The 14,582-nt window shown below is 61.7% G+C and carries 12 protein-coding genes; 10 read left to right on the top strand and 2 right to left on the bottom strand.

Annotated features, from left to right (window positions below; translation table 11 throughout):
- Positions 1 to 17: 17 nt before the first annotated feature.
- The 3 genes from rfaE1 to B5527_RS27380 all read left to right on the top strand — a co-directional run bounded on the left by rfaE1 (position 18) and on the right by B5527_RS27380 (position 4,832).
- The gene (rfaE1, locus tag B5527_RS27390) at positions 18 to 1,490 is read left to right on the top strand and encodes a D-glycero-beta-D-manno-heptose-7-phosphate kinase (RefSeq protein ID WP_079604306.1); all 1,473 of its coding nucleotides are present in this window, start codon (positions 18 to 20) and stop codon (positions 1,488 to 1,490) included.
- Complete coding sequence (locus tag B5527_RS27385) at positions 1,487 to 2,773, top strand: O-antigen ligase family protein (protein WP_079604305.1); 1,287 nt, start codon at positions 1,487 to 1,489, stop codon at positions 2,771 to 2,773. The genes rfaE1 and B5527_RS27385 overlap by 4 nt, the downstream gene beginning before the upstream one ends.
- An 85-nt stretch (positions 2,774 to 2,858) precedes the next feature.
- Complete coding sequence (locus tag B5527_RS27380; RefSeq protein ID WP_079604304.1) at positions 2,859 to 4,832, top strand: SDR family NAD(P)-dependent oxidoreductase; 1,974 nt, start codon at positions 2,859 to 2,861, stop codon at positions 4,830 to 4,832.
- Here B5527_RS27380 and B5527_RS27375 read toward each other — a convergent pair.
- Together B5527_RS27375 and B5527_RS27370 are read right to left on the bottom strand one after the other, a co-directional pair.
- Positions 4,801 to 5,574, bottom strand: a complete 774-nt coding sequence (locus tag B5527_RS27375; RefSeq protein WP_172842679.1) for a glycosyltransferase — start codon at positions 5,572 to 5,574, stop codon at positions 4,801 to 4,803. The genes B5527_RS27380 and B5527_RS27375 overlap by 32 nt on opposite strands.
- Before the next feature lie 126 nt (positions 5,575 to 5,700).
- Positions 5,701 to 6,663 (bottom strand): lysylphosphatidylglycerol synthase transmembrane domain-containing protein, encoded by a 963-nt coding sequence (locus tag B5527_RS27370; RefSeq protein ID WP_079604302.1) that lies wholly within the window; start codon positions 6,661 to 6,663, stop codon positions 5,701 to 5,703.
- A gap of 196 nt (positions 6,664 to 6,859) precedes the next feature.
- Here B5527_RS27370 and B5527_RS27365 point away from each other — a divergent pair, with 196 nt between their 5' ends.
- From B5527_RS27365 to murJ, 7 genes are all read left to right on the top strand, one after another.
- On the top strand, positions 6,860 to 8,272 hold the full coding sequence (locus B5527_RS27365; protein WP_079604301.1) for a mannose-1-phosphate guanylyltransferase/mannose-6-phosphate isomerase: 1,413 nt from the start codon (positions 6,860 to 6,862) through the stop codon (positions 8,270 to 8,272).
- A gap of 43 nt (positions 8,273 to 8,315) precedes the next feature.
- Positions 8,316 to 8,660, top strand: coding sequence for an asparagine synthase-related protein (locus B5527_RS46630; protein ID WP_338065037.1), 345 nt, complete (start codon positions 8,316 to 8,318; stop codon positions 8,658 to 8,660).
- A 171-nt stretch (positions 8,661 to 8,831) separates the two neighbouring features.
- Entirely contained in the window at positions 8,832 to 9,794 is a 963-nt protein-coding gene (locus B5527_RS27360; RefSeq protein WP_079604300.1) for a UDP-glucose 4-epimerase family protein, read from the top strand.
- 41 nt (positions 9,795 to 9,835) lie between these two features.
- Positions 9,836 to 10,426: a sugar transferase gene (locus B5527_RS27355; protein WP_245332269.1), complete on the top strand. Its 591-nt coding sequence runs from the start codon at positions 9,836 to 9,838 to the stop codon at positions 10,424 to 10,426.
- Positions 10,427 to 10,749: 323 nt separating this feature from the next.
- Positions 10,750 to 11,769, top strand: a complete 1,020-nt coding sequence (locus tag B5527_RS27350; RefSeq protein WP_079604299.1) for a Gfo/Idh/MocA family protein — start codon at positions 10,750 to 10,752, stop codon at positions 11,767 to 11,769.
- A gap of 30 nt (positions 11,770 to 11,799) precedes the next feature.
- A complete protein-coding gene (locus B5527_RS27345; RefSeq protein WP_079604298.1) occupies positions 11,800 to 12,951 on the top strand; it encodes a DegT/DnrJ/EryC1/StrS family aminotransferase in 1,152 nt (383 codons plus the stop codon).
- Between the two features lie 43 nt (positions 12,952 to 12,994).
- Positions 12,995 to 14,524, top strand: coding sequence for a murein biosynthesis integral membrane protein MurJ (gene murJ, locus B5527_RS27340; protein ID WP_079604297.1), 1,530 nt, complete (start codon positions 12,995 to 12,997; stop codon positions 14,522 to 14,524).
- Positions 14,525 to 14,582: the final 58 nt, after the last annotated feature.

Raw genomic sequence — 14,582 nt, 5'->3', positions numbered from 1 at the left:
ACAGATGACGAGAACAGATGTTCGATTTTGACGCCCTGTCGCACGCGATTGCCCGCCGAACGGTGCTCTGCGTCGGCGACCTCATGCTCGACGAATTCGTCTATGGCGAGGTGTCCCGGATTTCGCCGGAAGCGCCGGCGCCGGTGATCGCCGTCCAGCGCAGCGAGACCAATATCGGCGGCGCCGGCAACGTCGCGCGCAACGTCGCTTCGATCGGCGCGCGCTGCATCTTCGTCGGTCTGATCGGCGAGGACGATGCGGGCGCGAAACTGCAGGCCGCATTGGCAGGGGAAAGCCTGATCGAAAGCGTGCTGGTTTGCGATTCCGAGCGGCCGACGACGCGCAAGGTGCGCTTCGTGTCCGAACATTTCTCGACGCATATGCTGCGCGCGGATTGGGAATTGGCCGCGCCGGCAGCCGCTGATATCGAGCAGAGGCTGATCGACGCCATCCTGCCGCTGTTGCCGCGCGCCGATATCGTGTTGTTGTCCGACTACGCCAAGGGTGTGCTGACGGCGCGCGTGATACGCAACGTCATCGACGCCGCGCGCAAGCTCGGCAAGCCCGTCATCGTCGATCCCAAGAGCGCCAATTTTGCGATCTATCGCGGTGCGACCCTGCTGACCCCCAATCGGAAGGAGTTTGCGGAGGCGACCCGCAGCCGGGCCGACACCCAGGAGAGTATCGTCGATGCCGCACAAGACGCCATGCAGCTTGCCGACTGCGAAGCTATTTTGGTGACGCAAAGCGAGCACGGCATGACGCTGGCGCCGCGCAAGGGGGAGGCCATCCACGTCCCGGCGCATCCGGTCAGGGTGCGCGACGTCTCGGGCGCCGGCGACACCGTCGCCGCGGTGCTTGCGGCGACGCTTGCGGCGGGGGCTAACTGGGAGACTGCCGTGCGGATGGCGAATGCGGCGGCCGCGGTCGCGGTCGGCAAGAAAGGCACCGCGGTTGTGACACCGGCGGAGCTGCGGCGGAAAATTCTGCCGCATGCATTCCTCGCGGCTGAAGAGAAGATCGTCGCGACAAGCAGCGACCTCGACGCGCACCTTCTGGACTGGCGGAAGCAGGGCCTGAGGATCGGATTCACCAACGGCTGTTTCGATATTCTGCATCCCGGTCATGTCAAGGTCCTGACCGCGGCGCGCGGGGCTTGCGACCGGCTGATCGTCGGCCTGAACAGCGACGCATCGGTGAAGCGGCTAAAGGGCGAGGGCCGTCCGGTGCAGGACGAACTCGCACGCGCGGAGGTGCTGGCGGCGCTGGAGGCGGTCGATCTCGTCGTGATCTTCGAAGACGACACGCCGATCAGGTTGATCGGGCAGATCAGGCCGAGCGTGCTGGTGAAGGGCGGGGACTATACCCGCGACCAGGTCGTCGGCCACGAGATCGTCGAAGCCTGTGGCGGTAAAGTGCTGCTGGTCGACGTACTGCCGGGCTTCAGTACGACGTCGCTTGTTAATCGCGCACGTGGAGGCACGGCGTGAGCGCGGTGGCACGAGAGACCGTGGGAGCGTTGTTGGGCAGGCTGTGGCGGGATCCGGCCGCCTGGGCGACGACGGCCGATATTTTCGTTGTCCTAATCGCGCTTACGCTGCCCTGGTCGACGTCGCTGGTCGCGATCTTCGCGGTTGCACTGCTGGTCACGATGCTGCCTTTCCTCGACTTCGCGGCCTTCCTGCAATCGCTGAAACGTCCGATTTGTGCGCTGCCGATCGCGCTGTTCGCGCTGGCGGTCGCGGGAACGCTCTGGTCGGACGCGCCATGGGGGGCACGGCTCTACGCCGTCGGCCCGACCGTGAAACTACTCATGCTGCCGGCGCTATTCTATCATTTCGAGCGCTCGACGCGCGGCATGCAGGTGTTCATCGCCTTCCTGGTGTCCTCCGTTCTGTTGCTGGCGATGTCCTGGGTCGTGGCGTTCGCTCCAAGCCTCGCGCTCAAGTCAGGGGCCGAATACGGCGTTCCGGTCAAAAACTATATCGATCAAAGCCAGGAATTCGCGCTGTGTGCCGTGGCGCTCGCCTATCCCATCATCACGCTTCTGCGGGCGGGAAGAATTGTTCCGGCGTTGTTGCTGAGCGCCACCGCGCTCGGCTTCGTCGTCAACATGGCGTTCGTGATTGTTTCGCGAACGGCGCTGGTCACCATGCCGATCATGCTGGCGGTATTTGCGCTGCTCCATCTGAAATGGCGAACCAACGTCGTCATATTTTGCGCGGTAGTCGTGCTGGCAGCGCTGGCCTGGACGGCATCGCCGCACTTGCAATGGACGACCACGACCTTCCTCAGGGATTACCGATTGTACAAGGAGCGAAACATCCCGACGTCGATCGGCCTTCGGCTGGAATTTTGGGAGAAATCGCTGCGGTTTTTTTCTGAGGCTCCGGTCTTCGGGCACGGCACCGGATCGACACGCGGGCTGTTTGAGCAGGCCGCCGTCGGCCACGTCGGCGCCGGCGCCGAGGTTATCGGTAATCCGCACAACCAGACGCTGAACATCGCGGTCCAGTGGGGCGTGATCGGAATTGTCGTGCTATACGCGATGTGGCTGCTGCATTTGCAGCTGTTTCGCGGCGAAGGCCTGGCGACCTGGATCGGATTGCTCGTTGTCGTGCAAAATATTTTCACCTCGCTGTTCAATTCTCACATATTCGATTTCCACGAGGGATGGATGTATGTCGTGGGCGTGGGCGTCGCCGGTGGAATGGTGTTAAAGACAGGCTCGCGTGAAGCAGGACTGGTACCGCGAAATTCCGATAAGTCATGACGGCTGGCGTGCCCGCGCGGGATGAGCTATCAGCAGCCTCGCAACGGCGGCATCACCTGGATATTTCTTGTTACCGGTCAGCGAAATGACGCGTTTCCCACGATTTACATTGCGGAACTTCCTGATCGCCGCGCACGACGCGCTCGCGACGGCGCTCGCGCTGATTGCGAGTTTCTATCTGCGCTTCGAAGGTGAATCGTTCGTCGATCGTGTCCCGCTGCTGCTGAATATCCTGCCCTATTTCGTCGCGTTCAGTGTCGTCGTTTGCTACCTTTTCCATCTGACCACCACGAAATGGCGTTTCATTTCGTTGCCGGATGCGTTGAACATTCTGCGCGTGGCCACCGTGCTGACCGTCGCGCTCCTGGTAATGGATTATGTTTTCGTCGCGCCCAACGTTCACGGCACGCCGGTGGCGCCGAATGTTCAAGGCGCGTTCTTTCTCGGCAAAATCACCATCATCCTCTACTGGTTTCTCGAGGTGTTTTTTCTCAGCGCCTTGCGCTTCGCCTATCGTTATTTTCGCTACACGCGCGTTCGTCATCATGCGAAGGTGGAGGATGCGTCACCGACGCTGCTCATCGGCCGCGCCGCCGATGCTGAAATCCTCTTGCGTGGAATCGAAAGCGGCGCCGTCAAGCGGATCTGGCCGGTCGGCCTGTTGTCGCCGTCGGCGGCGGATCAAGGTCAGCTGATCCGCAATGTTCCTGTGCTCGGCGGAATCGACGATATCGAGGACGTGATTGGCGATTTCGCCAGGCGCAACAAGCCGATCGCGCGGGTGGTCATGACGCCTTCGGCGTTCGACCCCGAGGCGCGCCCCGAAGCCGTCCTGATGCGGGCGCGCCGGCTTGGGATGATCGTCAGCCGGCTGCCGTCGCTGGAGAGCGGGGAAACGCCGCGGCTGACGACGGTTGCCGTCGAGGACCTGCTGCTGCGTCCCAGCGAAAACATCGACTACGCGCGTCTTGAAGGCCTGGTGAAGAACAAGGCTGTAATCGTCACCGGGGGTGGCGGTTCGATCGGTTCGGAGATTTGCAGCCGTGTCGCGACATTCGGCGCCGCGCGATTGCTGGTGATCGAGAATTCGGAGCCGGCGCTTTATGCCGTCACCGAAGCCCTCGCGGCGCACGAGACCAGTGCGCTCATCGAGGGCCGGATTGCGGATATTCGCGATCGCGAGCGCATCCTGCGGCTGATGAATGAATTCAAGCCGGATATCGTGTTTCATGCCGCCGCCCTCAAGCATGTGCCGATCCTGGAGCGCGACTGGAGCGAAGGGGTCAAGACCAACATTTTCGGATCGGTGAATGTCGCTGATGCGGCGCTGGCGGCGGGCGCCGAGGCGATGGTGATGATCTCGACCGACAAGGCGATCGAGCCGGTCTCGATGCTGGGTCTGACCAAGCGGTTTGCCGAGATGTATTGCCAGGCGCTCGATCACGATCTGGCATCGCAGTTCGGCGGCAAGCCGCGGATGCGTCTGATCTCCGTGCGATTCGGCAATGTGCTGGCGTCGAACGGATCGGTGGTGCCCAAGTTCAAGGCCCAAATCGAGGCGGGCGGACCGGTGACGGTTACCCACCCGGAGATGGTCCGGTATTTCATGACGATCCGGGAAGCCTGCGATCTGGTGATCACGGCAGCCGCGCACGCGCTGGCGCCGGCGCGACCGGACGTTTCGGTCTACGTGCTCAACATGGGGCAACCCGTCAAGATCGTCGACCTGGCCGAGCGCATGATCAGGCTGTCCGGTTTGCAGCCGGGGCATGATATCGATGTGGTCTTTACCGGAATGCGGCCGGGCGAACGGCTGAACGAAATCCTGTTTGCGACCGAGGAGCCGACCATCGAGATTGGGGTTGCCGGCGTGATGGCGGCCAAGCCCAACGAGCCGCCCATGCTGGCGCTGCGGAAGTGGATTGCGGCGCTTGAGCACGCCATCGCCAGAGACGACCGCGCCACCATCAAGGCCGTCCTGAAGGATGCGGTGCCCGAATTCGGCTCAGCCATGCCATTAGAGCAGGCTACGCCATCCGGCCCGCTCTTACAGTCCTGAATTTCCGGATTTGAAAAATCCGCCTGAGGAAACGCAGGAAAAATGCGGCGTCGATGATGGGCGCGTTCAAATGCGCGCGCCGTGACCGCAAGCACTCCAGGTTTGCCCGGGCGGTGACGCGCCAGCCCCTGGTGCTGATACCGCCAATCTGAAAGTCTGCGAGGACCCGAGGAATGTAGCGCACTCGAAAATTATTCAACGCAAGGGCTCGAAGCATATAGTCGTAGTCCGCCGTGGTGATGTAGCTCAAGTCGTAGTCGCCGACCTTTTGGGCCACTTCCTTTCGCATGTAGAATGTGGGATGGGGAGGCACCCAGCCAAGCTGAAACGAATAGCGTTTGAATGCGCCGCCTCGCCACGAACGGACGAGACGCTTGGTGCGGTGATCGGTCACCATATTGAGATCGCCGTACACGATATCGGAGTTCTGCATTGCGGCGGCAATGTCCGCGAGCGCCCTGGAATCGTGGAACGTATCGTCGGAGTTCAGAAACCCCACGGCGTCGCCCTGAAACAAGTGAAAGCCCTTGTTCATGGCATCGTAGACGCCTTTATCCTTCTCCGAAAAAACCCGTATCGCTTCAGAACCGAATGACTCGACAAGCTTTAGCGTTGAATCGCTGGATGCCCCGTCAACCACCAGCATTTCCTTGTCGGGATGGCTTTGCCGAAGGAATGATTCAACGGTGAAGCCGATCGTCGCCTCGGAATTGTAGCTGGCTGTTATGACGCTGATTTTCATTGGCATCTCGCGACTGATGCACGTTACCGAGGCCGAATCAGCCTGTCAAAGAGCGTCCTTGCCGGGGATATCACCGGCGCGGCCGCACATTCGTCAAGTTACAGGAAAGCGCCGCAATAGTGCCTGTTATTCTCGCACCTCGATCGGTGCGGATCCCTGCGCCGCCTTTTCGGCGCTGAAAATCCACACCAGGCCGCCGAGTGCGCCGACCACGAAGGTGACTGCGCCAAACAGCAGGGAAACGTTGACGCCCTCGTTCGTCATCAGCCCGGCATAACCGAATGCCAGTCCCATGGTGGCTTCGCGCACGCCCCAGCCGGCAATCGAGATCGGCAGCATCGTGATCAGCATGACCGGCGGAACTAGCTGAAAAATCTCGCCAAAACCCACCGGTGCTGCAATCGACTGCACCACACACCAGGCGATGACGACGGCGAGAACATGAACAAGTATCGACAGCACCGCAATCGCTGGCCCATGCTTCCTGCTGAAAATCACCCGGTTCGCGATCACCGAACAGGCGTGAAGATGGTGCGTTCCCCACCAGCGCTTCAACCAGGGCCACGGCAACCTGCCGAGAACGAGAAAGCCCAGTCCGCCGGCGAGTGCGGCGAAATCGACGATCAGCAGCGCCGACCGGCCGGCGGGATCGCGGATAAGGCTGTAACTCCAGGGCAGGCTCGCAACGATGATGATGGCCAGCGCGATCAAGCCGATGGCGCGGTCGACGAAGATGGAATAGGTCGCCGCGCGCCATCCGGCGCCGCCGCGCGCGACCAGCCAAAGCCGCACGGCGTCGCCTCCGATAGAGGATGGAAGCGTCTGGTTGAAAAACGCTCCAATCATATTGAAGCGCATCGCTTGCGTGGTCCCGAGAGGCGCGCCACACTCCGTGCTGATCTCCCGCCATCGCAGCACGCCGACATAGATCTGCAGGAACGTCACCGCAATCGCCATGACGATCCAGCCCAGGCTCGCAACATTGTTGATGCGTGAGGCAAGCTCGGTGAGATTGACCTTGCGGAGCGTGAGATAAAGCAGCGCCGCGGAGATCAGTATTTTTACCGTCGAAAGCAGTATCCGGCGCATCTCGCCCGCGCGTTAGATTGAGAAGGTTGCCAAAACACGCGGTTCCGCGACCGCGCTTTGGACTTTGGATGGAGCACGCCTTGGTATGGTTTTGGCGCCGATCTGGCAATAGCGGGACAACCGGGTATTGCGGCACCCTCGACCCGACGGGTAAAGTGGTCCTGGAGCAGCCGATAGCCATAAGTTCGAGGAGCCAATGGGCGAGCAAATCATTCCCCTGATCATGTGTGGCGGCGCCGGAACGCGGCTATGGCCGGCTTCGCGCGAGGTCCGTCCGAAGCAGTTTTTGCCGCTGTTCGGGCCGCGCTCGACATTTCAGGATACTCTGTTGCGGGTTTCGGATGCGACACTGTTCGAGCGTCCGATCGTCATCACCAACACGGCGTATCGCTTTATGGTGCTGGAACAGCTTGCCGAACTCGGGCTTGAGGCCGATGTGCTGCTGGAGCCGATGCGGCGGGATTCCGGCCCAGCGATCGCGGCGGGCGCAGCCTTTGCGCAGATCCGCGACGACGGGGCGATCGTTCTGGCGCTTGCCGCCGATCACGTCGTCGGCGATACCGGCGCCTTTGTCGCCGCCTGTCGTCAGGGTCTGGTCGCGGCCGATGCAGGCCGCATCGTGACCTTCGGCGTAAAGCCCGAGCGTGCGGCCACCGAGTACGGCTATATCTGCCCGGGCGAAGTGGTTTCCGGCGAGGTCCGCGGCGTGGCGAAGTTCGTCGAGAAACCGGATCCGAGCACGGCTGCTGAATATATTAAGGCCGGCTATCTCTGGAACAGCGGCAACTTCATGTTTCGCGGCTCCGTCTTGCTCGATGAATACCGCAAGGTCGATGCCGAGAGCGTGCAGGCGGTCACCGATTCCGTGACCAAAGCTGGACGCGATCTCGGATTTGTGACGCTGGACGCGAGCGCATTCGGATCGGCCAAGGCCATCTCGATCGACTACGCGGTTATGGAAAAGACTTCGCGCGCCGCCGTGATTCCTGTTTCGTGCGGCTGGTCCGACGTCGGCTCCTGGCACGCGGTGTGGGAACTGTTGGACAAGGACCAATTGGGCAACGCCGCGCAGGGCGCCGCCGTATTCGAGGATTCCCGCAACTGCAATGTTTCGACCGACAAGGCGCTGGTCGCGCTGGAAGGGGTCGATGACCTCGTTGTGGTGGCGACCCAGGACGCCGTGCTGGTGTCGCGTCAGAAGGATGCCAACGGCCTGAAGCGGCTGGTCGCGAAGTTGAAGACGATCGCGCCGGAGGTTACTGAAGACCATATCAAGGTGCACCGGCCCTGGGGTTCGTATCAATCGGTCGACAATGGCGAGCGTCACCAGGTCAAGCGGATCGTGGTGAAGCCGGGGAGCCGGCTCTCACTGCAGAAACATCACCATCGATCCGAACACTGGATCGTGGTGCGCGGCGCCGCGCGCGTCACCGTCGACCAACTCGTCAAGATCGTGCACGAAAACGAATCGATCTACATCCCGATCGGCGCCGTCCACCGGCTGGAAAATCCCGGCAAGATTCTGCTGGAGCTGATCGAGGTCCAGACCGGCAGCTACCTCGGCGAAGATGATATCATTCGCATCGAGGACGATTACCAGCGCTCGTGAGCGATCGGGAGGGCCGGGGGCAGTACCTTGATGATCCTGCGATATGTTCCGAGGGAGCTCGTTGAGCGCCCGAAGATGGGTTTTGGCGTGCCCAATTGACAGCTGGCTTCGTGGAACTCTGCGCGACTGGGCAGAGGATATGTTGAGCGAAAGGCAGCTGAAAGCCGATGATTTCTTCGATCCCGCGCCGATTCGGCTCGCGTGGCAGGAACATCTGACAGGGCGGCGAAACCTTTGGGCGTGTCTTGATGTTCCAAGCGTGGCAGGTGACGCAAGAAGGCTATCAGCCAGCCCTTGCGGCATGATCGGAGGTCATGTCGTCGATGCGCCAACTCCCCCTTGCTCTGATTACGTGCATGTAGTTTTATTCCAGGCCACGCGGGGTTGAAACTATGATTTGGCGCAGTATTTTATTAATATTGTTGTCTGCATCATGGTAGATATCCAGCCGGTACCGGCTAGGTCACTCTTCTGGGGCATGATCGGTGGTAACGTTTTATAGAGCAGCGTTTGATCGGCGGGATGTTGGCGGGATAACTATTTCCCGCAACGGGGGAAAATGATCCTAGTAACGGGCGCGGGCGGCTTTATCGGGACGGCAGTAGTTTCCGAACTGGCTAAAAGAGGGATTTGCTGTCGCGCGGTCACGCGTGCGCGGCGCGTGGGCTATTTCGGAATCGGAAACATCGATGCCCGGACCGACTGGGCAGCGGCGCTTGATGGGGTCGACGTGATCCTTCATCTCGCATCGCGCGCGCACGTGATGAACGAGACGATTGCCGACCAGATCGCCCACGTCCCGGCCGCCGATGGCGACGCGACATTGAACCTGGCAAGGCAGGCCATCCGGGCCGGCGTCAAACGGTTCGTGTTCATCAGTTCAATCAAGGTGAACGGCGAAGCGACCGAGCCAGGTCGCCGGTTCAAGGCTGAAGACAAACCCAACCCCCAAAACCCCTATTCGAAATCCAAGCTCGAAGCCGAACGAGGCCTGTTCGCCCTATCCGCTGCATCCGAGCTTGAAGTGACCGTCATCCGTCCGCCGCTGGTTTATGGGCCTGGCGTGAAAGCCAATTTCGCTACGATGATGGATTGGGTCGATCGCGGAATTCCGTTGCCGTTTGGCTCGGTTCACAACAAGCGCTCGTTTGTTTTCGTCGATAATCTGGTTGACCTGATCATCCTGGCCGCCACCCACCCCAATGCGGCGGGACAGGTTTTCCTTGTTAGCGACGGGGAAGATATTTCGACGACGGATCTGTTCAGGAGGATGGCCGAAGCTCTCGGGCGGCCGTCGCGGGTAGTGCCGTTTCCGGCATCATTCCTTTCCATCGCCGCCGCGGCAATCGGGCAACGCGCAATAGCAAGCCGGTTGACCGATTCGCTGCAGGTTGACGTCACCAAGACCCGCGAACTCCTGGGTTGGGCACCGCGTCAAGATGTTAAGGAAGGTTTGCGGCAAACCGCACTTGCGTTTCGAAGACCTCACTCCGTTCTTGACCAGGCAGCTAGATCGGCATAGGCGGCTCGGTACAAACATCTCGTCAGCGGACAGCTGTATGGATGACCGAGATTTGGTTCATCACCGACCGGCTAGCAATGAAAAGAACGTTCGATGTTCTTGTTTCAGCTCTGGGGCTGATCTTCCTCATGCCCGTCATGATGTTGATTGCCCTTCTGGTATTAATATCATCCCGGGGCGGCGTTCTATTCGTGCAGGCCCGCATCGGCAAATCCGAAAAGCCGTTCCGATGTTATAAGTTTCGCACCATGACCTACGGTGCGCCTGTCGCCGGCTCGCATGAGGTTGCCGGAAGTTGGATCACGCCGATGGGCCGATGTTTGAGATCGGCAAAGCTTGATGAACTGCCCCAACTTTTCAACGTGCTGCGGGGAGACATGAGTCTCGTGGGCCCGCGGCCCTGTCTTCCCGTTCAGATCGATGTGATCACGGCGCGCCGCGCCCGCAACGTATTCAGCATCCGCCCCGGAATCACCGGCACTGCCCAGCTTGCTTCGATAGACATGTCGACGCCCGAAAAGCTCGCTCAGGCGGATAGCCAGTATATCCAGAGTCAAAATTTTATGGGCGATTTGCGGATTCTCGCTGCGACAATCGTGGGCGGCGGGTTTGGAGATGCAGTTAGCCGATGAGCGGCGTTGGGGCTTGAAACGCTGTCATGCTCGCCGACGACCTTCCTTCCAACCAAAAGACCCCAGGCGGGCAGAGAACGAATCTCCGGTTTCCCGGCCGAAAATTTGTCGAATTCCCCGTATTGTTTCCCGTAAGCGCGAAATTTCGATTCATTGAACTGAGCGGGCCGTTCCAGGGGCGGTCAGCCGAAGGGCTCGCGAGCGTGTAATTTTCTGACTCAAAACGTGTCCGGGATCGCCCCTCGGCATTCGCCACATGTGTGGCGGCATGCTAGGAGAAGCGCCGGGACGATTTGGGCCCGAGGCTCACCGAGGTCGATGATATGAGTTCCAAAGCATCCGCACAGGGCGTGAAAGCCGAGGTCAAGCGTTCGCTTCGCGTCGGTGTCGTCGGCGCTGGTGTCATGGGCACCAACCATGCCCGTGTGTTCGGCGGGTTGCCGAACACGACGATGGTCGGAATCGTTGATCCGTTGCCGGAACATCGCAGTCGCGCCACAGAGCTGGCGGGCTGCCGCGCGTTCGCGAATCTCGACGAATTGATCGCGGAAGGCGTCGATGCCGTCACCATCGCTGCGCCGACGCACCTTCATCACGAGATCGCGCTGGCCTGCATCGCCCGTGACATTCACATCCTCGTTGAAAAGCCGATCGCGCCGTCGGTCGAGGAGGGTCAGGACATCGTCGCCGCTGCCCGCCGGGCCGGCGTAACGCTGATGGTGGGGCATGTCGAACGGTTCAATCCGGCCGTCGCCGCCATCAAGCAGGCGATATCGGGCGAAGATATCCTTTCGATCGCCATCACGCGGGTGGGACCGTTCCCGCCGCGAATGTCGAACGTCGGCGTGGTCATCGATCTCGCCGTGCACGACATCGATCTGATCCGCTGGTTCACGGAATCCGACATCGTGGAAGTGCAGCCGCAGCTCTCCAGCGCGGTCGCCGAGCGCGAGGATATCGCGCTGCTGCAGTTCCGAACCGCCTCTGGCGTGCTTGCGCACATCAACACCAACTGGCTGACGCCGTTCAAGGCGCGCAACGTCACCGTCGCGACCCGCGGCAAATACGTCATGGGCGATCTGCTCACCCGTCAGGTCACCGAGTGCTTCGGCTTCCAGCCGGACGGCAGCTACTCGATGCGCCATCTGCCGGTCGGCCATGACGAGCCGCTGCGCGCCGAATTGATTGCGTTCCTCGATGCCGTGCGCACCGGCGGGGTTGCGGCGGTGACCGGCGACGAGGGTGTCGCCAGCCTTGAAATTGCGATCCGTTGCCTGGAAACCCCCGCCAGGCCCGCCGCGGCCTCCGCCGCCCGCAAGGGACCGCGCCGCGTCGCCGGCTAAACCCTGTCGTCCTCAATCCCAGAAGGCTCCATGAACAAGCACATGCCCGCAGAACCCGTGCCCTTTATCGATATCGGCGCGCAGCGCCGCAGGCTCGGCAAATCCATCGATGAGGCGGTCTCCCGTGTGCTCGCCCATTGCCAGTTCATCAACGGTCCGGAAGTGGCACAGCTCGAGGCTGCGCTCACCGACTTCAGCGGCGCAAAGCATGTGGTGAGCTGCGCGAGCGGCACCGACGCGCTGCTGATGGTGCTGATGGCGAAAGATGTCGGCCGCGGCGATGCGGTGCTCTGTCCGTCCTTTACATTTTGTGCGACCGGCGAGGCGGTGGCGCTGACCGGCGCGACGCCGGTGTTCGTCGACGTCGATGAAGCCACGTTCAACATCGACGCGGCTTCGCTGAAGCGCGGCATCGCCACCGCGAAGGGGCTCGGCCTCAAGCCGCGGGCGGTGATTCCGGTCGACCTGTTCGGGCAAAGCGCCGACCATGACGCCATCGGTGCGGTCGCCGAGGCCGAGGGCATGTTCGTGCTCGATGACGCCGCACAGGCATTCGGCGCAAGCTACAAGGGCCGCCGACTCGGCGCTTTCGGCCTCGCCACCGCGACCAGCTTTTTTCCGGCAAAGCCGCTCGGCTGCTTTGGCGACGGCGGAGCCATCTTCACCGACGACGCCGAACTCGCGGCGACGCTGCGCAGCGTCCGCGTCCACGGCCAGGGCTCGGACAAATACGACAATGTCCGGCTCGGGCTCACCGGGCGGCTCGACACCATGCAGGCGGCGATCCTGATCGAGAAGCTGAAAATCTTCGAGGACGAGATCGCTGAGCGCAACAAGGTCGCTGAGCGCTACGCGCAAGGGCTCGGCAATGTCGTGACCGTGCCGCAGGTCGCCGGCGGCGCCACCTCGGTCTGGGCGCAATATACCATCCGGCTGCCTCTCGGCTGTGATCGCGACAGCTTTGCGGCGGCGCTGAAGGCGCAGGGCATTCCGACCGCGATCTATTATCCGAAGTCGATGCATCAACAGACCGCCTATCGGGATTTCCCGGTGGCCGACGGCGGCCTGCCGGCAAGCGAACGCTTGTCCCGCGACGTCATCAGCCTGCCGATGCATGCCTATCTCGAGGAGTCGGCGCAGGAGCGCATCATCAAGGCTGTGCGCGGCGCGTTTTCAACTTGATTTCGTCGTTTTGAAGCACCGCCGCATGCTGTAGAAGCGGCGCATGCTCGGTCGTATTTTCACCGTCGGCGGCTATACGCTCCTTTCGCGGCTGACCGGCTTTGCGCGCGACATCATGCTGGCGGCTATTCTCGGCGCCGGGCCGGTGGCGGACGCGTTTTTCGTGGCGCTGCGGCTGCCGAACAATTTTCGGGCGATTTTCGCCGAGGGTGCTTTCAACACCGCCTTCATTCCGGCCTATGCCCACGTTCATGGCAAGGGTGGCGAGACCTCGGCGCGATTGTTCGCCGATCGCATCTTTACCCTGCTGTTTCTCTCGCAAGTGGTCCTGCTGGTCGTTGCGTGGCTGTTCATGCCGCAGGCCATGAGCATTCTTGCCCCGGGTTTCAGCCAGGATCCCGAACAGCGTCGCCTCGCGATCGAACTCACGCGGATCACTTTCCCCTATCTGCTGCTGATCACGATGGTGACGCTCTACGGCGGCATGCTCAACGTGATGCACCGTTTTGCCAGTGCAGCAGCGGCATCCATCTTTCTCAACATCTCGATGATGGCGACGCTGGCGCTGGCGGCCTTCTTTCCGACCGCCGGCCACGCCGCGGCCTGGGGTGTGCTGATCTCCGGCTTCCTGCAATATTTTCTGCTCGCCGGTGATCTCGCCCGCCACGGCGGGTTGCCGCGCTTCGCGCCGCTCAAGCTCGATGAGGATGTCCGCGCCTTCTTTCGTGCGGTTGGCCCCGCCACGCTGGGCTCGATGGGCACCCAGGTGGCCGTGTTCGCCGATACCATCATTGCCACCTTTTTGCCGGCAGGCGCGCTGTCGGCGCTGTATTACGCAGACCGGCTCAATCAGTTGCCGATCGGTGTGATCGGTATCGCCATCGGCACGGTACTGCTGCCGGAAATGTCGCGCCGGCTGACGTCGGGCGATCACGCCGGCGCGATGGCATCGCAGCGGCGCGCTTTCGAATTTACGCTGTTGTTTTCGGTACCGTTCGTCGCAGCTTTTCTCGCCGTGCCCGATGTCATCATGCGCGCAACGTTCGCGCGCGGCGCATTCACGGCAGCCGATGCCGCGGCGGCCGGCGCCACGCTCGCGGCCTATGCGATCGGCCTCATCCCGTTCGTGACGATCCGCAGTGCGGTCGCGACCTTCTACGCCCGCAAGGACACGGCGACACCCGTCAAGGCTTCGCTCACCGGGCTCTCGGCCAACGTCCTCCTGAAGGTTGTGCTGATGGGACCGCTGGCACAGGTCGGTCTCGCGCTGGCGACCGCGGTCGGCGCCTGGATCAATCTTTTGCTGGTGCTCGGGTTTGCGGTGCGGGCCGGTTATCTGGAATTCGAGCGCGCGTTCGTGCTGTCCCTGGCCAGATTTTTAGTGGCCGGTCTCGTATTGGCCGCGGCGCTGTGGCTTGCCGCACGCCTTGCTGCGGCGCAACTCGCGCATCTCACGACGCTGCGCGATGTGACGACGCTGGTTGTGCTGATTGCGATCGGCGCGGTCGTCTATGTCGGATCGATATGGCTGCTGTTCGGCTGGGGTTGGCTGCGGTCGCTGGTGCGCAGCTAAAGGCGTTTGCGCTGCCCGGCGATCCGCTGCAATATGGCTGCTATCAACAGGGCAAACG

This window comes from Bradyrhizobium erythrophlei, assembly GCF_900129425.1.
Taxonomy (GTDB): Bacteria; Pseudomonadota; Alphaproteobacteria; order Rhizobiales; family Xanthobacteraceae; genus Bradyrhizobium; species Bradyrhizobium erythrophlei_C.
Note: the sequence above shows the minus strand (reverse complement) of the source record. Positions and strands in the feature narration are given on the sequence as shown.